Source organism: Kitasatospora sp. GP30, from assembly GCF_029892145.1.
GTDB lineage: Bacteria > Actinomycetota > Actinomycetes > Streptomycetales > Streptomycetaceae > Kitasatospora > Kitasatospora acidiphila.
This window is the reverse complement of record NZ_JARZAH010000003.1, coordinates 189,434-207,533: the sequence shown is the minus strand read 5'-3', so window position 1 is coordinate 207,533 and position 18,100 is coordinate 189,434. Positions and strand designations below refer to the sequence as shown.

The window sequence follows — 18,100 nt, the reverse complement described above, 5'->3', positions numbered from 1 at the left end:
GAATCGCCTCCTCGCCACCGCTCTCGGGTCGCCGGTCTCGGGCCGGCGGTCTCGGGTCGCCGCTCTCAGGTCGCAGGTCGCCGATCTCAGGTCTCAGGTCTTCGGTCTCAGGTCTTCGGTCTCAGCGAAGGACGCGACGGGCCCGCGCCCACGACGTGCACTCGCAGAGCAGCCACCAGCATCCATCGCCACCGGGCGGGCCGACCGCGACGGCCCAGCGATGCGGGGAAGCGTCACGCGAACGGCCCACGCCCGCAGCCAGGTGGCTCACCGTCCGAAGGGGAGGCCGCTCGCCCCCGATCGGCACTCTCCGCCTCCGTCACCGTGCGCCGCACCCGCCACTACCCTGAGTGCCATGCCTGCCACCGGAACACCGGCCACCGCCCGCCCGAACCGCCTGCTCGCCCTCGGCACCCTGCCCGTCGCCGCCGCCGTGCTGACCGCCACGGTCGCGCTCTACCTGCTCCTCGTCGTCTTCGGGAACATCACCGACTTCGGGACCAACCAGCAGTTCGTCCACCATGTCCTGGCGATGGACACCACCTTCCGCGACCGGCACCTGATGTGGCGGGCCATCACCTCGCGCACCCTGCAGGACGTCGCGTACGTCGCGATCATCGTCTGGGAGGCGGCCACCGCCCTGATCCTGATCGCCGCGACGGCCTACTGGCTCCCGGCCCTGCGCCGCCGACGCGGCTACACCAGGGCACGCGAGGCCGCCACCCTCGGGCTGGTGATGATGCTGCTGCTGTTCGGGGCCGGGTTCATCGCGATCGGCGGTGAGTGGTTCGCGATGTGGCAGTCCAAGGCGTGGAACGGGCTGGACGCGGCGATCCGCAACATCACCCTGGCGGGGATCACCCTCCTGGTCGTCCAACTGCCGTCCCGCCACTGGGGCGAGACCGACCGAACCCCAGCGCCGGCTGACCCCGCCGCCGACTGAACCCGCGCGCCCTTGGGTAGGCCTCCGCGCAGCCACGACGGGAGGGACGGAGGGAGTCGGCGTGTCGCTGCCGCCGGGGGTGTCACGGTGATCGCGGTGGAGCAGGCGGTGGCCGCGCCGCCCGCGACCGGGCACCTGGCCGACCTGGGGGCCAGGGTGGTGAAGGTGGAGCGGCCCGACGGCGGCGACTTCGCCCGCGGCTACGACGACCTCCCGATGGGCCCGGTCCCGGCGTTGGGCGAGCGCACCGCCCCGGTGCTGCGGGGGCTCGGGTGCTCGGACGAGCGGGTGGCGCAGCTGCGCGGGAGCGGGGTCTTGGGGGAGTAGGGGCGGAGCGCTACGAGCGGCGCCTCCTGGGACTGTGTGGGGTTGTGCGGAAAACGGGACTTCATCAAGTCCGTTCGGCCAGTCTTGCGTTGGCACTGGCGGGCGCGACCTCACGGGGGTGGGCCGCGCCCGCTCACCAGCTCCGACGAGCCCCGCCGGCCGGGGCCCGCGAGAACGCCGTTCCTTCAGCAGAGGAGTTGCCGTGAAGTTCCGTCCTGCCGCGTCGGCCGGTGTGCTGGCGCTCGCCGCGACCGCCGGTCTGTTCAGTGCCGGCAGCGCAGCAGCCGCCGTCTCCGGTGGCGGCTGCACCTCGTCCTACCTGAATGGCGCCCTGGTCCAGTCCTGCGTCTCCGCGACCGGTGCGACCTCGATCCAGGGTGCCGCCTACACCAGCGACTCCGTCCACAACTCCGTCTACCTGTGCGTCGAGATCGTCAACGCCCAGGGCGCCGCCGTCGCGAACAGCGAGAGATGCGCCGAAGTGGACGCCTACCACGGAAGCGTCATCGGGCCGTCGGTGTCGGTGCCTTCCGGCGCCTACCGCAACGTGGCGTGGTTCACGGCGGGTTCGTCCTACGCAGCCGTCAACTCCCCGTCCATCGCCGTCTCCTGACGGCATCAGTCCCTGACACCCAGACATCGACCAATGGAGTCACCGTGAGGTTTCGTATCGCCGCGTCGGCTGGTGTGCTGGCGCTCGCCGCGACCAGCAGTCTGTTCAGCGCCGGCAGCGCATCGGCTCTCGCCACGGGCGGCGGCTGCCGCGCCCCGTACTACGCCGACGGCGTGAACACCCAGGCCTGCATCACCTACGACGGCGGGAACAACATCCACGCCGCCGCGTACACCGGCGATGCCGTCCACAACACCATCGACCTGTGTATCAAGATCGTCAACAGCGGCGGCGGGCAGATGGGCCCGACCACGTGCCGTCAGGTCGACGCCTACTACGGGTCGGTGGTGGGCCCGTCCATCACCGCGCCTCCCGGAAACTACTACGGTGTGGCGTGGTTCACCTCTCCCACCTACTACTACGCGGGTGAGTCCCCGGCGGTCAACGTCTCCTGATCCCCGGCACTGACGGCCCACCCGAACCCGGGTGGGCCGTCAAGCCATCGGTTCCCCTCTGCCCGCCCGCAGCCCGAGGCCGGCAGCGAACCGGCCCTCCCGCCGGCCGCTGCCGGCCTCAGTCGCGCCGGACCGTGATTCCGCCGGCCTCGGCGTCGCAGGTTCAGGATGTCCGACGGCCGCATGTGTGGTCACGTACTCCACACACCCCCACACGCGCCATAGACTCCAGGCGAACCGACAGGTAGCAGAGGCGTGAAGGCGGCGGGGAAATGGCGGAGTCGGGTCAGCAGGGAGCGCCGGATCCGGGAAAGGCCGCGGATCTGGCGGAATTCATCGTTCTGCTGGGCGAGTTGCGGATCTGGGCCGGTCAGCCCTCCTACCGGGTGCTGGCCAAGCGGGTCGGGCCGCTGCTGCGACCGGCGCGCACCGTCTCGCCGTTCACCGTCGTGGACGCCTTCAAAGTCGCCCGTCGGCGCCTGGACTTGGACCTGGTGGTCGGGATCGTCCGGGCCCTGGGGTTGGGCGAGGACGAGGTGGACCGGTGGCGGAAGGCGTGTGTCAGGGTGCACGCCTGCGCCAAGACCGGCGGGCCGACCGGGGCGCTGCGTCAACTCCCGGCCGACCTGGCCACGTTCACCGGTCGCAGCACGGAACTCGAAGCCCTGCTGGCGGCAGCGGTCCGCCCCCGCGCCGATAACGCGGCCGCCACGGTGGTGATTTCGGCGATCGAGGGGATGGCCGGGGTCGGCAAGACCCAGTTGGCGCTCCATGCCGCACACCGGTTGGTGCGTGACGGCCGCTACCAGGACGTGCAGCTGTACGTGAACCTGCGGGGCTTCGACCCGGAGTCGCCGCCCATCGATCCGGCGGCGGTCCTGGACAGCTTCCTGCGGCATCTGGAGGTGCCGGCCCAGCAGATCCCCGACGGCCTGGACGAACGCGCGGCGATGTTCCGCGACCGGATCAACGGCAAGAGCGCGCTGATCATCCTGGACAACGCCGCCGATGAGCAGCAGGTGCGCCCGCTGGTCCCGTCCTCCCCGTCGTGCCTGGTGCTGATCACCAGTCGCCGCAGCCTGATCGAGCTCGACGACGCGGTCGTGACCCAGCTGGACGTGTTCGATCAGGGGGACGCCGTCTCGCTGCTCACCCGGATCGTCGGCGCGGAGCGGGTGGCGGCCGAGCCGGAGGCGGCGGAGGCCGTCGTCGAGGCGTGCGGCTACCTGCCGTTGGCGGTCGCGCTGGTCGCCGCCCGCCTGCGTTCCCGCCCTTCCTGGAGCCTGGCGTACCTGATGAGCCGGCTGCGCAAGCACGGTGTGGATGCGGTCGGCACCCAGCCGCTGCAGGACGTCTTCGACCTGTCCTACGGGGGACTGGACTCCCGCACCCAGCGCCTGTTCCGGTTGCTGGCGCTGCATCCAGGGCAGGACTTCACCGCGCCGGCGGCTGCGGCGCTGGCCGAACTGGGAGAGGCTGAGTCCGAGTTGCTGCTGGAGTACCTGCAGGACGAGCACCTGGTCCAGCAGCAGACCCCTGGCCGCTACGCTCTGCACGACCTGCTGCACGCCTACGCCAGCGGACTGGCCCAGCAGGAACACGATGAGGAACGCAACGCCGTCGAGCGGGTGTTGAGCTGGTACCTGGCGTCCGTCGATGCTGCCGCCCAGCAGATCATGCCGGCGCGCTACACCCTGCCGTTGGAGCTGCCCCCGATGGCGGCCGTCCCCGCCGGGTTCGACGGTAGCGCCGAGGCGATGGCCTGGTGCGACCAGGAGTACGCGAACCTGCTCGCCGCCGCCGAGCGAGCCGCCGGGATACCCGGCAGCGACCTCGCCTGGCGGCTGGCGACATCGATGTCCATGTACCTGCTCCTGCGCTGCCACTTGCAGGAGACTCTGCACGTCCATGAGTTGGGGCTGGAGTCCGCGCTCGCCGGCCGCCACCTGGCCGGCGAGGCGTGGGTGCGCAGCAACCTGGGGATCTGCCTGGCGGCGCTGGGCCGGCCCGAGTCGGCGGCCCCGCAGCTGACCCGGGCCCTCGAGGTGCGGCGGGAGCTCGGCGATGTGAGCGGTGAGGCGGCGACGCTGAGTAATCTGGCCCGAGTCTTGGTGGAATCGGGGGAGTTGGAGGCAGGTCTCGACTGTTCGATGCAGGCCCTGGCGGCGGCCGGCCGCGCCGGCGACCGCAAACGGGAAGGCACGGCGCTGAACAGCGTCGCGATCTGCCTGTGGGAGCTGAAGCGGCCGCTGGAGGCCCTCGACTACCTGCATCGGAAACTGGCGATGCACCGCGAGGACCGGGACGCCATCGGGCTCGGGCTCGCCCTGCACAACATCGCCGAGTTCCACGAGACGCTCCAGCAGTACGACGAGGCCTTGCAGGTGCTGCGGGAAGCGCAGCACATCGCCAGTGCCTCCGGTGACTTGCACGCCGAGGCCGGTGCGCTCTTCGGCATCGCCCGGTGCCTGTCCGCCACCGGACAGCACCAGGCGGCCCGTCCGGACCTTGAGAGGGCCCTCGCCGTGTTCGAGAAGTTGAAAGCGCCAGAGCTCCGGGATGCTCGTGAACTACTCACCCGGATAACCGAGTTGACTGATGATGAAGAGTGATGAAGCGCCGCTGCGGACCGGTGGCGCGGCTCAGGTGCCGCCCTTCGACCCGGAGTTGGCCGCCGTGCTGGCCACCGTCGGCCCGGGGGAGCCGCTCACCCTGGCGGGGCTGGAGGCTCGGCAGCAGCGGGACGCGGCGGCGCGGCCCAGGCCGACGATCGGCGAACTCCAGGACGACGGCCGGTTCGAGGTGGTCGAGCTGCGGGCGCCGGTGGCGGACGGGAGCGGGGTCGTCCTGGTGGGCGCACGGCCCGCCGGGGTCGCCGGGCCGCTGCCGCTCCTCTACTACCTGCACGGCGGCGGCATGATCATGGGCAATGCCTGGTCCGTGCTGCCGAGGCTGCTTCGCGAGTGGGCCCTTCCGCTGCAACTCGCCGTCATCTCCGTCGAGTACCGGTTGGCCCCGAAGGCGCGGTACCTCGAACCGGTCGAGGACTGCTACGCCGGCCTGCTCCGGGCGGCCGAGCACGCGGCCGAACTCGGCTTGGACGCGGACCGCATCATCCTCGGCGGCAAGAGCGCCGGCGGTGGACTCGCCGCCGCACTGGCCCTGTTGACCCGCGACCGCGGCGGGCCGGCGCCGATCGGCCAGCTGCTGCTGAGCCCGATGCTCGACGACCGGGGCGACACCTTCTCCAGCCATCAGATGGCCGGCCACGACCCGTGGGACCGGGCCGCCAACGCGGTTGCCTGGCAGGCCCTGCTGGGCGACCGGTACGGTGCCGCCGACCTGTCACCCTACGCGGCTCCGGCGCGCGCCACCGAGCTGTCCTCGCTTCCCCCGGCCTACCTGGAGGTCGGCTCGGCCGAGACCTTCAGGGACGAGGCCGTGGCCTACGCCAACGCGATCTGGCAGGCCGGCGGCGACGCCGAACTGCACGTCTGGCCCGGTGCGTTCCACGGCTTCGACACCATCGCACCGCGGGCGGCCCTCAGTCGGGACGCCCGCGACGCCCGCTCCCGCTGGCTGCGGCGGATCCTCGGACGGTGAACCGTCACCAGAGCTTGTCGATCTCCCCGGGGTAGAGCTCGATGCGGCTGTGCGGGAAGGACGGCCCCGCTTGCCGGCCGGCCGGGGAGAAGAAGTCGGCCATGGTGACTTTGTCGAACCCCGGCCGGTCGCTGGGGAAGGGCGTCCGCGCCGTGCCGCCGATCAGCACGGCGCCGGGCAGTAGTTGCCACCCCGCGCTCTCATAGAACCCCTGGAGCGGGCGGTCGCAGCTGAACAGGCCGATGTCGAGCCCTTGGTCGGCCATCAACTGCCTCGCCGCTGACACCAGTTGACGGCCGTGTCCAAGACCGCGCGCGGACCTCCGGGTCACCACCGTGCTGAGCCCGCCCGCCAGCAGACGCCGGCCGGCGTGGACGATCTCCTTCGACAGGATGTCCAGCGCGGCCAGCACCACGGGCCCGTCCACCAGCAGCACCGAGCACGGCCGCAGCGCGGGGTCGTGCGTCAACGCACCGGCGCCCTGGCCCTCGCCGCCGTCGGACGGCCAGGCCTCGTTCTGCAGGTCCAGCACCTGGGCACGCAACTGCCGGGGCGCGGCCTCCTCCGGGAATGACACGATCTGCATGCGCCAAGTCTGCCTGCCGCCGCGCGCGGGGCCCGCAGCCGGTCCCGCGCGCGGCGGGCTCAGACCAGCAGCTCACCCTGCCCTGCCGACCACTCCTGGAGGCCGGACCCCTCCAACTCCCGGACGACACCTGGCCGGTCGTAGTCCAGGTACTCACTGGCGACCAGCAGGCCGTCCCAGGAGTGCGGGTCGATGCCGAAGGCCCGCAGGTCCGCCGCGAAGGTCGGCCAGCGCAGCTGACGCTCCCGGCTGCGCCAGGCCGCCAGGTCGCTGCGGAGCCGGGCGGCGCGGGCGGCCAGCAGCGGCGACATCGCCGCCGCCGCGACCCGGTCCAGGATCCGCCCGGCCGCCCGGCCGACGTCGATGTCATGCGTGGGAGTCCGCTCGTAGAGGTCCTTGACGATCGGGTCGAGGTCGAGTTCGGTCCGGCCGTCGAGGACGTCGGCGATCTGCGCGTACAGGCTCTCGACTCCGGTGGGCAGCAGGATCGGCGGCTCCCGCAGCAGGTCGATCGGCTCGTCCGAGCAGTGCACCGCCGACACGATGCGGTTGGTGGCACCCAGGTGGGTCCGCAGCTGGTGCGGCGTGCGCTCCAGCGGCGAGGAGGCCCCCTTGAGCGCGGTCAGCCGCAGGCTCGCCGGGATGGCCGGGCGCGCGGTGCGATCGCGGACGACCAGCAGCAGCGACTCGGTCCAGGCACAGAACAGGTCGCAGACGTTGCGGCTGTCCTCGGTGGCGGTGTTGACCTGGTAGCGCCAGACCTCGGCGGTCATCTCCGCCTCCAGGACGAACGGAACGGCGGCCACGGGCTCGAAGTCGTGCGCCCGCAGAAAGTCCAGGCACCGCTCGACCCGCCGCTGGGCGATGCAGTCCGGCTGGATGACCAGCAGCGCCAACCGCTGGAGGCGGGCGGGGAAGTCCGGGCCGAGTGCCGCCTCCGCGGCCGTCATGCCGATCCCCAGGTGCGGTTCCCGGAGGAAGAGTTCGGCCTTGCCCGGGCTGGCGGTCAGGGCCCGCCAGGCGACCTCGCGGCCGGGCACGGTGGTCATGTGCTGGGGCATGGTGATGCCTCTCCTTCGAATGCTTCGAAACCGTCGATGGGATGTGCCGGGCCGATGGGGTGCGCCGGTGGTCAGCTTCGGTCGATGCCGTTGGTCAGCTTCGGTCGATGCCGTTGGTCAGGTCCGGCCGATGCCGTCGGCCAGCCGGCCGACCTCGGCACCGGGGTCGGCCGCCGCGCGCCGGGCCAGCTCGGCGATGTCCGCCGCGATCGCGGGGGCGACGCCGCCGCGGCCGGCCGGACCGCCGTGGAAGGTGGTGAGCCGGGTGGCGTGCGCCCCGGTGGCGACCCGGTACACCGTCGTGGTGATGTCACCCGACGGCCGGTAGTCGCCCCACCGCCAGACGCGTTCACCGGCAGCGGCCGGCCGGCCCGGCACGTCGTCGGCGGTGACCTGCAGCTGGACGTAGTCGCAGCCGGGCGTGTGGAGCACCGCCCGGCACGGCGCCACCCGGTCCACCAGGTCGGGCAGCGCCGGCAGCGAACCGCGCATCGCGGTGAGGAACCCGGTGCCGAGTTGCTGTGCCAACCCCGTGACGGTGACGCCGGGCCGGATCCGGTAGGGCACCGGCCGTTCGTTGACCAGGTTGGCCACCAGCGCCTCGCGCTGCGGGGTGTGCCGGTTGGAGACCGGGGTGAACAACACCCCGTCGGCGCAGCCGGTCCACCGCCACAGGGCCGTGGCGTAGAGCGCGGCGGTGACCGTGAAGAGGCTGGTCCGGGTGGACTCGACCAGGGCGGCGAGCGCGCGGTGCGGTTCGCCACCGGGCAGGGTCCGTTCCCAGCACCAGGCCTCGTGGACCCCGGGCTGCGGCGGCGGTGCGGTGCCGTCGCTCGACCGGCTCAGGCCGGTGATCGGGCCGATGCCGTCGAGGGCGCGCTTCCACCGCTCGATCTCGCGCTCGAACGCGCCGTCGGCGGTCAGCACCCGGTGCTGCTCGCGGCAGTACGCGGCGAAGCCGAGGGCCGGCTCCCCGCCCGGGTCGGCGCCCGCGAGCAGGGCCGCCAACTCGCCCAGCACCAGCGCGCGGGCGGGGCCGTCGGCGATCAGGTGGTCGAGGGCGAGGAGCACCCGGCCGCCGGCCCGGTCCAGTTCGGCGACCGCCCTGGCGGCGCCCTGCCGGTCCAGCCGCAGCTGCTCGAGCTGGGCGGGGCGGGCATCGGGCGCGCCGGGTGCGTCCGCGGCGTCGGTGAGCGGGATCGGCAGATCGGCGGTCAGTTGGGTGCTCTCGTCGGCGAGGACGGTGCGCAGCGCCTGGTGCCGCTCGGCGAGCCGGTGCAGGGCCGCCTCGACCGCGTCCCGGGTGGTGTCCGGGGCGAGCGGGACGGCGCCGACGACGTTGTGCAGGATTCCGGGGCCGAGCAGCCGGTCGAGGTGGAGCATGCTGCGCTGCTCGGTGCTGATAGGGAAGGCCATGGGTCCTCCGTGGCTCGGTTCGAGGGGATCGGCCGGTCAGCCCGCGGGGCCCCCGACCGCGACGGGCTGGGCGGCGCCGCCGGCGGGCCGGGCGCCCAGCCGGCGCAGCTCGGGCGTGCCGAGCATGACGGCGCAGCCCACGGCGACGATCGCGGCGGCCGCGACCAGAGCCGGGCCGGCTCCGGTCCAGCCGCTGAGCGGGCCGGTGAGCGCGCGTCCGACGGGCAGCAGCAGGACGGAGCCGACCACGTCGTAGGCGTAGACCCGGTTGAGCGCGCCGGCCGGGACGTGGGTCTGCTCGGTGGTGTTCCACAGCACGGACCACACCGAGCGGCCGAAGGCACCGACGCCGATGGCGGCGGCGATGGCCACCACCGAGGGGTCGGCGGCGAGCACCAGGAACTGCGGGATGATCAGCAGCAGGTAGCAGACCGCCGTGGTCAGCGGCCGGGCCGGGCGCACCCGGGTGGCGACGATCCCGCCGATCGCGGCGCCGATGCCTTCGACGGCCAGCACCGCGCCGAGCGCGGCCGGCCCGTGCCGCTCGGTGACCTGCGCCGAGCTGAGGATGTAGAACGGGCCGAAGACGGTGAGGCCGAAGACGCAGAACACCGTGATCACGACCCACAGCCAGCGGCGCGAGGAGAACTCCCGCCAGCCCTCCTTGAGGTCCGCGATCATGCCTGTGCCTGTGCCTGTGCCGGTAGCGGCCACCGGCCCGCCCGGCAGCCGCATGGCGAGCAGCAGCAGCGCGCTGAGCCCGAAGGAGGCGGCGTCGAGGCTGATCACCGCGTCCGTGCCGACCATCGCCAGCGCCAGGCCGGCCACCGCCGGACCGAGCATGGTGACGATCGCCTCCGAGGTGCGCAGCACCCCGTTGGCCTGCTGGACGTTGCCGGTGATCCGGGTGACGACGCTGCCGACGCCGGGTTGGAACAGCGAGGTGCCGACCCCCGAGACCGCCTGCATGGCGACGATCAACCAGAGCGACGCGTGTCCGGTGGCGAAGGCCGCGGCGAGGACCGCCTGCCCGACCAGGCGCAGCGCGTCCGCGGTGAGCATCATGGGGACCGGGCCGATGCGGTCGGCCCACAGCCCGGCGAACAGCATCAGCACCACCCAGGGGACGAGCGGTGCGGCCAGCACCAGGCCGACTCCTGCTGCGCCGTAACCCTCGTGCAGGACGGCGGCGGTGAGGGCGACGGGCACCATGGAGTCGCCCAGCAGCGAGATGGTCCGGGCGGCGAAGTAGCGGCGGAAGCGGGGCAGTGCCCACACCGCGCCGGCGCTCTGGAGCGGCATGGCGGGTCAGGTGCCCGGGGTGACGCGGGCGGCGGCGGCGAACGGCGGGGGCGCGGCGGGGCTCAGTTCCACGGCGTCGTCGGCGGCGAGTCGGCGGCGCATGTCGCCGTGCCAGCGCAGGTAGCCGCCGTCGACGCCGCCGGCGCTGGCGAACCAGTCGGGGTCGGCGTACTCCGCCAGCCCGCCGAACTCACCGGTCAGGTCGCTGCCGTAGACCCGGTCGACGTGGTGGGCGACCCAGGCGAGGACGCTGCCGAGCCGGTGAGCTGCCACCAACTCACGTATCTCGTCGGCCCGTTCGGCGCCCTGGGCGCGCCAGAAGCGCAGCACGTCCGCGAACTGGGTGAGCCGTACGTCGCCTTCGAGGATGGCGCGTTCGAACCAGGCCTCGCGGAACAGGTGGAGCACGATGAAGAGGAACCCGTAGCGGGCGTCCAGGGCCGGCAGGCGCACGGCGGTCGGGTCCGGGGCCGGGGCGACCGGGACGTGCGGGAGTTCGGCCATCACCCCGTCCATCGGGAGCTGCCAACCGCTGCCGTACCAGGCGGCGTTGAAGGCGATGTCGACCATGAAGTACGGCAGGTGCGGCAAGCCGGTGAGCCGGTGCGCGTGCGGCAGGTGGTCGGGGTAGAGGCCGTACATGAGGATCTCCGAGCGCGGCAGGTCGACCAGTTCGCCGCGGCGGTGGTCGAACTGCTTGGCGGCCTGGTAGCCGAGGTCGGCGAGCAGACGCGCGGTGGCGTCCTTGTCGGCCGGCCGGATCATCAGGTCGATGTCGCTGAACACCCGGGTGCCGCGCCCCTGGTAGAGCAGCTGCTGGAAGACCACGCCTTTGTTGAAGGCCACCGGGACGCCCGCGTCGTCGAAGGCGTCGGCGATCCGGCGGGCCTCCGCGACGGCCTGCTCGGTGCGGTAGACGTTCCAACCGAGCGCACCGCGCAGATGGGCGCGCAGCTGGCCGGGGACCACGCCGAGCAGGTCGTGGGCGACCAGGAGGTCGGCGACGGCCGGGACCAGCGCGTGCCGGGCGGCGCGGCCGAGCAGTTCATGGCTGTCGATGCCGGTGCCGACCAGCTCGGCGGCGGCCTTGCTCCCGGCGCTGTCGGGCCCGTCGGCCAGCGAGACCGATTCCAGCACGCGCCACACCTTGGCGGCGCCATCGGAGTTGGACATCGGGAGCCGTCTCTTTCGCTCGGAGGGATGGAGTGGTGGGCGGTCAGGGGCGCAGCGAGGGCAGGACCAGGTCCGGCACGATGCCGGCGGTCCGGCTTGATCCGGCGGACCGCTGTCCGGCGCCGGTCTCCACCAACGCGGCTGCCCAGCCGCCCTGTTGGGCACCGAGCACGTCGGAGGCCAGCTGGTCGCCGACCATCAGCACGCGGTCGGGGGCGATGTCGCCCAGCAGGGCGGCGCAGTGCCGGTAGACGGCCGGCTCCGGCTTGCCGAAGTTGACCACCGTGCCGCCGCGGGCACGGTATTCCGCGACGAGCTCGGCCATGCCGTACACCACGCCGTCGGGCCGCACCGAGTGGAGGTCGGCGCTGGGGCAGTACACCGGCAGCCCGCGGGCGACGCCGGTGGTGACCCAGGCCAGGTGCTCGGTGAGCGGGGCGCGGGGGCGGACGCTGAGCAGGACGATGGCGTCGGCCCGAGCGCCGTCCGGCACCCGCCGAACGGCGAGGCCGTCCAGCAGGACTTCGTCGCCCTCGTCGGCGACCACCAGCACGCGGGGGGAGTCGAGCGCCGCCAGGTGGGCGCGGACCAGGTCGGCGGAGCTGACCAGCGCGTCATAGAGGCCCGGCGGCACCCCGAACCGGGTGGCCAGCCGCTCGACGTTGCGCTCCCCGCTCTTGCTGGAGTTGGTGAGGATCACGGTGCGGCGGCCACTGTCGCGCAGCAGCCGCAGGGCGTCGAGGACACCCGGGTAGCAGGCGTTGCCCTCGTGCAGGACGCCCCACTGGTCGAGGACGAAGGCGTCGAACCGGGGCAGGAGTTCGCGGATTCCGGCAACCCGGGTCGCGGTGGTCATGTGATCGCCTCCAGGGGAGTCGGTCGCCAGGGTGCTCACAGGGCGGCCGCGAGCTTGGCGCCGACCCGGTCGGCGTTCGCCATGGCGGTGAGCGAGGAGTTGGTGGCGCCGGACGTCGGCATGCTCGCGGAGTCGGCGACGAACAGGCCGCGGGCCTCCCGGCATTGGCAGTCCGGGTCGAGGACGGAGTCGGCCGGGTCGGCACCGAACACCGCGCCGCCGTGGTGGTGTGCGGACACCAGGTCGGGGCCGGCGGGGGCCGGGTGCAGCAGGGTGTGCCGGGCGCCGAGGGCGGTGCCCAGGCGCTCCACCAGGGCCGGAACCCGCTGCTGCAGGGCGAGGTCCACGGGGTGCGGCCGGTAGTGCAGCAGCGGCACCGGCGCTCCGTAGGAGTTCCGCCGGCCGCTCAGGGTGAGGTACTTGCCGCCGGACGGGATCGACTCGCCCTTGAAGCTGGCCTTGACCACGTAGTGCTCGCGCTCGGCGGCGAGGAAGTCGGCCAGGGCGCGCCCGCGCAGTCGCAGGTTGCGCACGTGCCGGGCGGGGGTCTCGGCGACCAGGCCGTCATAGAGCGCGAACTTGCCGCCCTTGCGGAGCACCGGATCGCCGCCGAGGTCGTAGAAGTCCTTGACCGCGACGGTCGCGTGCAGTCCGGCGAGGCGGTCGGCCGCAGCAGCGCTGCGCGGCTCGCCGGTGAGCAGGTAGGCGACCCGCTCCAGGGTGCAGGTGAACCGCTTGCCGAGCAGTCCGTTGGCGTTCGGCAGCCCGGAGGTCAGCAGGATGCGGACGGTCTCCATGGCGCCGCAGGCCAGCACCACGGTGCCGGCCCGCAGCCGCCGCACCCGCGGTCGGCCGTTCCGGTCGCGTTCGACGAACTCGACGCCGCGGACGGTGCCGTGCTCGACCAGGACCCGCACCACGTAGACGCCGCCCGTGAGTCGGACGCGCGGATCCTGGTGCAGGCGGCGGTACAGCCGCGCGTACCAGTTGGGGCGGTGCAGCAGCGGCAGGTCCGGGCGCTCGGGCAGCCGCCCGGTGAGCGGGGAGACGGGATGCAGGTCCCAGGCTCGCCCGCCGAGGCAGCTGCGGCCGACGTACGGCTGCAGTCCGTCGGCCTGCAGCCGGTCGATCACGGTGCGCTCGAAGTGGCTCGGCACGCCGCGGTCGCGGTAGTTGGGGCCTTCTAGTGCGGTATACCGCGCGTACGGGTGCCCGTAACTGCTGCCGTACGGCCGCAGCCGCTCCTCGATCCGCCGGTACCCGGCCGCGAGTTCGCCGAACTCCAGGGGCCAGTCGCGTAGTTCGGTGTCCGGGAGGTCGCCGGCCAGGCTGCCCATGCGCAGGTCCGACGGTTTGAAGCGGGACAGCTGCCCGTACCAGAGCAGCGCCCCGCCACCGGCCCGCCGGGCCGACCACCACTTGGCGAGCGGCCGCGGGGCGGTGCCGTCGGTGAAGAGCACGCAGTCCTCCCGCGCGGGCACGCTCAGCGGGCTGCCGCCGGCGAGTTCGGCCTCACCGGGGTGGCTGACGGCGGCCGGGTCCCAGATCTCGCCGCGGTCGAGCACCGCGATGCGGCCGGCCCGGGATCCGTCCAGCAGCCGTTCCAGCACCGGGCCGCCGGTCATGCCCAGGCCGACCACCGCGACGTCAGCGCGGTCCGTCCATCGGGTGGTCATAGCCCACCTCCCTCCGCCAGCGCGCGCTGCCGAACAGCACGTCGTGCACGGCGCGGTAGAACTCCTCCGGCCCGGTGATGCCGCGCTTGCCGGCCAACTGCTCGGCTTGCCGGGCGAGTTCGGCCAGCACGGCGGGATCCCGGAGGCCGAGCGGTTCGGCGCAGTCGGCGGTCAGGCTCAGCGCGGCACGGTCGCGCGCCATGCGGCCTCCCTCGGGGTGGGCTCGTCATGCAGGGCGTCGTGGTCGCGGAACCAGGCGAGACTGGTGGCCAGTCCGGTGGCGAGCGGTCGGGTGTGGAACGCGTCGGTGGCTTCGAGCCGCTTGGTGTCGAGGGTCAACTCGATGTCGCGGAACGGGAAGTACTCCCGAGCGGGCACCGCGGCATCGGGGGCGGGCAGCAACACGGGCTCCACGCCGGCGACTTCGGCGAGCGTCCGGAGGTACTCGCGGAAGCCGTAGTGGCGCGGCTCGCCGATGTTGTAGGTACCGGCGGGCAGGCGCCCCTCGCAGGCGGCGAGCACGGTCGCGGCCAGGTCCTCGGCGTGGCAGAACTGGATCCGCCGCTCGCCGTCGCCCGGCACGAACACCGGGCTGCCGGAGAGCAGCCGCGCCCACAGGAACTGCTCGCGCGGCTCGGTGTTGTGCGGCCCGTAGACGTAGGGCGGCCGCAGGATGGTCAACTCGCCTGCCACGCCGGCCCGCAGGAGCTGCTCGCAGGCGGCCTTGGCCTCGCCGTAGCCGCCCCACACCGGGTCGCCGTCGGCGGGCGCGTCCTCCGCGAAGGGCGCCAGGGCCCGGGTCCGGTCGTAGACGGCGGCGGAGCTGATGTACACGTAAGCCGGCGCGGCGCCGGCCGGCAGCGCGCCCAGCAGGGTGGTGATGTGCTCCGGCTCGGTCCCGGACACGTCCACGATCGCCTGGAACCCGTCGTCCAACTGCTCGGTCAGTGCCGTCCGGTCGAGCCGGTCGGCGACCAGCTGACCGATCCGCTCGTCCCACAGCGGCCGGGTGCCCCGGTTGAGCACGGTGACCTCGTGCCCGGGCAGCAGCGCCTCGACGATCGCCCGCCCGACGAACCGGGTCCCACCCAGCACCAGCACCTTCATGTCGCGCTCCTCACTTTCTCACGGATCCCGGCCGCTCGGCCGGTTGCGCGGCTGAGCCGCATCGCCGCGTCCAGGTGGCGGCGGTGCGCGGCGGTCGGTTCGCCGCGCACGAGTGTGTGGAAGTTGTAGGTGCGCAGGTGCCACAGCAGCCGCAACAGCCGGATCTGGCGGGTGAAGACCAGCGGGTCGCGGCCGGACCGTTCGAGGTACCGCTCCAGGACGACGCGCTGCCGGCCACCGCTCAGCCAGTGGTCGTGGAGTTGGTTGAAGTCGGCGGCCGGGACCCGGTACCTGGCGGCTTCCCAGTCCAGGACCCAGAACCGGCCGGCGCGGTCGGTGCGGAAGTTGCCCGCGTGCACGTCGCCGTGGCACAGCGTCGGCAGTTCGCCGCGGAAGCAGTGCGCTGCCGACTCCACGGTGCTGCCGCCCAGTCGGTCCCGCTCGGGCCCGTCGGGCAACCGGTGGGCCTCGGCGCGGATCAGGTCGGCCAGCAGCGCGGCGGCCGGCCGCCGCTGCGGCGCGGCTCCCACCGAACCGAAGCCACTGCCGGCGATCCGGTGGACGCGCAGCAGCGCGTCGGCCAGTTCCCGCAGCACCGGTCGGCTGGTCCAGTCCGGCGGGGTGCCGGGCACGAACTCGAAGACCGCGTACCGTTCGCGCCCGCCCGCATCGGGCACCACCTGGATCACCCGGGGGATCCGCAGGGCACCGTCGAGCAGGGGTGCGACATGGCGTTCGGCCGCGAAGGTCTGGCCGTACTCGGGGTCGTCCGTGGTCCGGTGGCGGACGAAGACCCGCCGTCCCCGCAACTCGGCCTCGTAGGTGTCATTGAGGGGACCCCGGGTGATCAACCGGCCCTGCACGCAGGCCTGTTCGACCTCGGCGCAGGTCGGCTCAGGCCGGCGCGAGGTCATCTTCGAACTCCTGTCGGGTCAGCAGCCGGGGCAGCTTGTCCACGGACTTCACCCAGTACCGGTACTCCCGCACCGGGTTGACCAGCGGCCGGGCGGGCCGGTCCGTCGGGTCCAGGGCGAGTCGGCAGTACAAGTCGGGCAGGTTGAGGCCGAGTTCCGCGAGGAAGTGGATCGACGAGTAGAACCGGGCGGGCTGCACCTCGGTGGGCAGCGGGGTGCCGTCCTCGCGGTAGGTGAAGTCGACGCCGGCGATGCCGTGCGGGCGTTCGCAGACGGCCCGCACGCAGCGCACCGCCAGCTCGTGCAACTCGCCGTCCCAGAAGGTCCGTTGGGCGCCCGTGATGCCGGTGACGCCGGAGGCGGTGAGCTCGGGGTACTTCCACGACAGCCGCTCGCGCAGCTGCGAGGCGACCAGCTCGCCGTCGTACCAGAGCCCGCTGAAGGTCGCGGTCCGGCTGCCGAGGCACTCGGCGGCGGTGAACTCCCCCCAGCCGTCGTGCTCGGCGATCCAGGCGGCGGCCAGCGCCTCGGTGCCCGCGGCCACCGAGCCGGCGCCGCCGCTGCCGTTGCGGTGCCGCAGCCAGATCCGCGGGTGGCGCGCCAACAGGGTGCGCAGGTCGTCGGCGTCGTCGACCAGCACGGTGTCGGGGGCGGGGAGGCCGGCGTCGTGGAGTGCCTGCCAGGTGGCCCACTTGTCCTCCATGCGGAGGTGGTCCCCGGGGTCGGGCAGCAGGGTGGGGGCGGCCAGCCGAGCCCGCGCCCGGGCGAGCGCGAGCAGTTCACGGCCGGTGTCGGCCGCGTAGACGAGGTCGACACCCTCGTGCGCCACGATGCTGTTGACCCGCTCGACCAGCTCGCCCTCCTCGCGCCAGCTGAGGAAGTGCCGTCGCTCGGCCTCGGAGGCGTGGAAGTCCTCGACGCTGGTGTCGAGTCCGATCACCCGGTAGCCGCCGGCCAGGGCGAGCGAGCGGATGAAGTTCAGGCCGGTGCCGTCGCCCGAGGCGACGACCAGCACGGTCCGCGGCTCAGAGGACGGGGACATCGGGCAGTCCGAACATCGCGGGGCGGCTCATGACCCGCTCGCGCAGGTCGGTGCGGAGTTCCTCGGCGCTGCCGACCCACGGGTAGAGCGGTTCGGCGACCTCGGGGTTGACGAAGTACATCAGCGAGAGCCGGCCGGCGAGGCGGTGGTTGCGCACCTGGTGGTACAGCGGTGCGATCTTGCCGCCGGTGAGATCGGTGAGCACCGAACCGGGCATCACCAGGATCTCGCCCGGGCCCAGGTCGGCCGGTTCCGGATCGTCGGCCGGCCCGGGGAAGACCTCCAGACCGGGGGCGGTGGCGTGGATGACGGTCAGCAGGTGGCCGTCCTCGTGCCGGTCCTGCAACAGGTCGCGTCCGGAGTCGTCGCGGACGTAGCCGTTGACCTGCAGGTAGGAGGCCGCCGCGAAGTCCGGCGGGTGGCCGCCCGAGAAGTACCGGGCGAGTTCGCCGATCACCTCGGCCACCAGCGGTACCAGTTCGGCGCGCCAGGCGAGCAGGGCCGCGGTGAGGTCGCCGACGTCCGCGGCGGCGGGGATGGTGTCGACGCGGTCCGACCAGAGGGTGAAGCACTCGTTGAGGTCGGGCCGGTCCGCGGAGATCGAGTACTCGTGGCCGAGTGGCCGATAGCCGAAGTTGAGGTCGGCAGTGGAGTGGCGGGCCTTGTCCTCGGCGGGACGCGCGAAGAACGTCCGGCTCCTGGCGAGGGCCTCGTTCAGCGGTCGGGCGGAGGGCTCGGCCAGGGGCAGACGCGCGAAGCCGTTCTGGATCAGTTCCTGGCCCGCGCGAGCGGCGGCAGGCGGCATGGTCGCTCCCGGAGTGGTCGGTGGGGGACGGACGGCGTGCTCGCAGCGTGGGGGTTGACCGAGCGGGCTTCGCCATGAACCTGAGGTTGACCTCTCACGACGGGCTAATATTTACAAGGAGTTTGACTGCCCGTCAGGAAAATCTATACCATGCTCGACGGTCAGCTAGAAAGCTCCGCATACCATCTCGGTCGGGCTTCCAGAGGTTTACACCAGTCGCG

General features: G+C 72.9%; 17 protein-coding genes and 1 pseudogene. 6 read left to right on the top strand and 12 right to left on the bottom strand.

Annotated elements, in window-relative coordinates; genetic code table 11:
• Positions 1–355 precede the first annotated feature (355 nt).
• From P3T35_RS06705 to P3T35_RS06680, 6 genes and pseudogenes are all read left to right on the top strand, one after another.
• Complete coding sequence (locus tag P3T35_RS06705; RefSeq protein ID WP_101379647.1) at positions 356–943, top strand: DUF2165 domain-containing protein; 588 nt, start codon at positions 356–358, stop codon at positions 941–943.
• Between the two features lie 87 nt (positions 944–1,030).
• Positions 1,031–1,150 (top strand): annotated as a pseudogene (locus P3T35_RS06700) (CoA transferase); the annotation flags it as partial.
• Between the two features lie 322 nt (positions 1,151–1,472).
• Complete coding sequence (locus P3T35_RS06695; protein ID WP_101379646.1) at positions 1,473–1,883, top strand: hypothetical protein; 411 nt, start codon at positions 1,473–1,475, stop codon at positions 1,881–1,883.
• Positions 1,884–1,927: 44 nt separating this feature from the next.
• Positions 1,928–2,338: a hypothetical protein gene (locus P3T35_RS06690; protein ID WP_143676768.1), complete on the top strand. Its 411-nt coding sequence runs from the start codon at positions 1,928–1,930 to the stop codon at positions 2,336–2,338.
• A 272-nt stretch (positions 2,339–2,610) separates the two neighbouring features.
• Complete coding sequence (locus P3T35_RS06685) at positions 2,611–4,950, top strand: tetratricopeptide repeat protein (protein ID WP_101379644.1); 2,340 nt, start codon at positions 2,611–2,613, stop codon at positions 4,948–4,950.
• Positions 4,940–5,941, top strand: a complete 1,002-nt coding sequence (locus P3T35_RS06680) for an alpha/beta hydrolase (protein WP_101379643.1) — start codon at positions 4,940–4,942, stop codon at positions 5,939–5,941. The genes P3T35_RS06685 and P3T35_RS06680 overlap by 11 nt, the downstream gene beginning before the upstream one ends.
• Positions 5,942–5,945: 4 nt before the next feature.
• On the opposite strand, the gene P3T35_RS06675 is transcribed toward P3T35_RS06680, so the two are convergent.
• From P3T35_RS06675 to P3T35_RS06620, 12 genes are all read right to left on the bottom strand, one after another.
• A complete protein-coding gene (locus P3T35_RS06675; RefSeq protein WP_101379642.1) occupies positions 5,946–6,527 on the bottom strand; it encodes a GNAT family N-acetyltransferase in 582 nt (193 codons plus the stop codon).
• A 59-nt stretch (positions 6,528–6,586) separates the two neighbouring features.
• Positions 6,587–7,588 (bottom strand): nucleoside-diphosphate kinase, encoded by a 1,002-nt coding sequence (locus P3T35_RS06670; RefSeq protein WP_101379641.1) that lies wholly within the window; start codon positions 7,586–7,588, stop codon positions 6,587–6,589.
• Positions 7,589–7,705: 117 nt separating this feature from the next.
• Complete coding sequence (locus tag P3T35_RS06665) at positions 7,706–9,004, bottom strand: condensation domain-containing protein (protein ID WP_101379640.1); 1,299 nt, start codon at positions 9,002–9,004, stop codon at positions 7,706–7,708.
• Between the two features lie 36 nt (positions 9,005–9,040).
• Entirely contained in the window at positions 9,041–10,306 is a 1,266-nt protein-coding gene (locus P3T35_RS06660; RefSeq protein WP_101379639.1) for an MFS transporter, read from the bottom strand.
• A 6-nt stretch (positions 10,307–10,312) separates the two neighbouring features.
• Positions 10,313–11,479 (bottom strand): nucleotidyltransferase family protein, encoded by a 1,167-nt coding sequence (locus P3T35_RS06655; RefSeq protein ID WP_101379638.1) that lies wholly within the window; start codon positions 11,477–11,479, stop codon positions 10,313–10,315.
• A gap of 43 nt (positions 11,480–11,522) precedes the next feature.
• The gene (locus tag P3T35_RS06650) at positions 11,523–12,335 is read right to left on the bottom strand and encodes a TIGR01459 family HAD-type hydrolase (RefSeq protein WP_180356375.1); all 813 of its coding nucleotides are present in this window, start codon (positions 12,333–12,335) and stop codon (positions 11,523–11,525) included.
• A gap of 35 nt (positions 12,336–12,370) precedes the next feature.
• Positions 12,371–14,011 (bottom strand): GMC oxidoreductase, encoded by a 1,641-nt coding sequence (locus P3T35_RS06645; protein ID WP_101379636.1) that lies wholly within the window; start codon positions 14,009–14,011, stop codon positions 12,371–12,373.
• The gene (locus tag P3T35_RS06640) at positions 13,983–14,213 is read right to left on the bottom strand and encodes a hypothetical protein (protein WP_101379635.1); all 231 of its coding nucleotides are present in this window, start codon (positions 14,211–14,213) and stop codon (positions 13,983–13,985) included. The genes P3T35_RS06645 and P3T35_RS06640 overlap by 29 nt, the downstream gene beginning before the upstream one ends.
• Complete coding sequence (locus tag P3T35_RS06635; protein WP_101379634.1) at positions 14,189–15,118, bottom strand: NAD-dependent epimerase/dehydratase family protein; 930 nt, start codon at positions 15,116–15,118, stop codon at positions 14,189–14,191. The genes P3T35_RS06640 and P3T35_RS06635 overlap by 25 nt, the downstream gene beginning before the upstream one ends.
• The gene (locus tag P3T35_RS06630) at positions 15,115–16,032 is read right to left on the bottom strand and encodes an aminoglycoside phosphotransferase family protein (RefSeq protein WP_101379633.1); all 918 of its coding nucleotides are present in this window, start codon (positions 16,030–16,032) and stop codon (positions 15,115–15,117) included. Before P3T35_RS06630 ends, P3T35_RS06635 begins: the two co-directional genes overlap by 4 nt.
• Entirely contained in the window at positions 16,013–17,074 is a 1,062-nt protein-coding gene (locus P3T35_RS06625) for a hypothetical protein (protein ID WP_101379632.1), read from the bottom strand. The genes P3T35_RS06630 and P3T35_RS06625 overlap by 20 nt, the downstream gene beginning before the upstream one ends.
• The gene (locus P3T35_RS06620) at positions 17,058–17,879 is read right to left on the bottom strand and encodes an isopenicillin N synthase family oxygenase (RefSeq protein ID WP_101379631.1); all 822 of its coding nucleotides are present in this window, start codon (positions 17,877–17,879) and stop codon (positions 17,058–17,060) included. Before P3T35_RS06620 ends, P3T35_RS06625 begins: the two co-directional genes overlap by 17 nt.
• Positions 17,880–18,100: the final 221 nt, after the last annotated feature.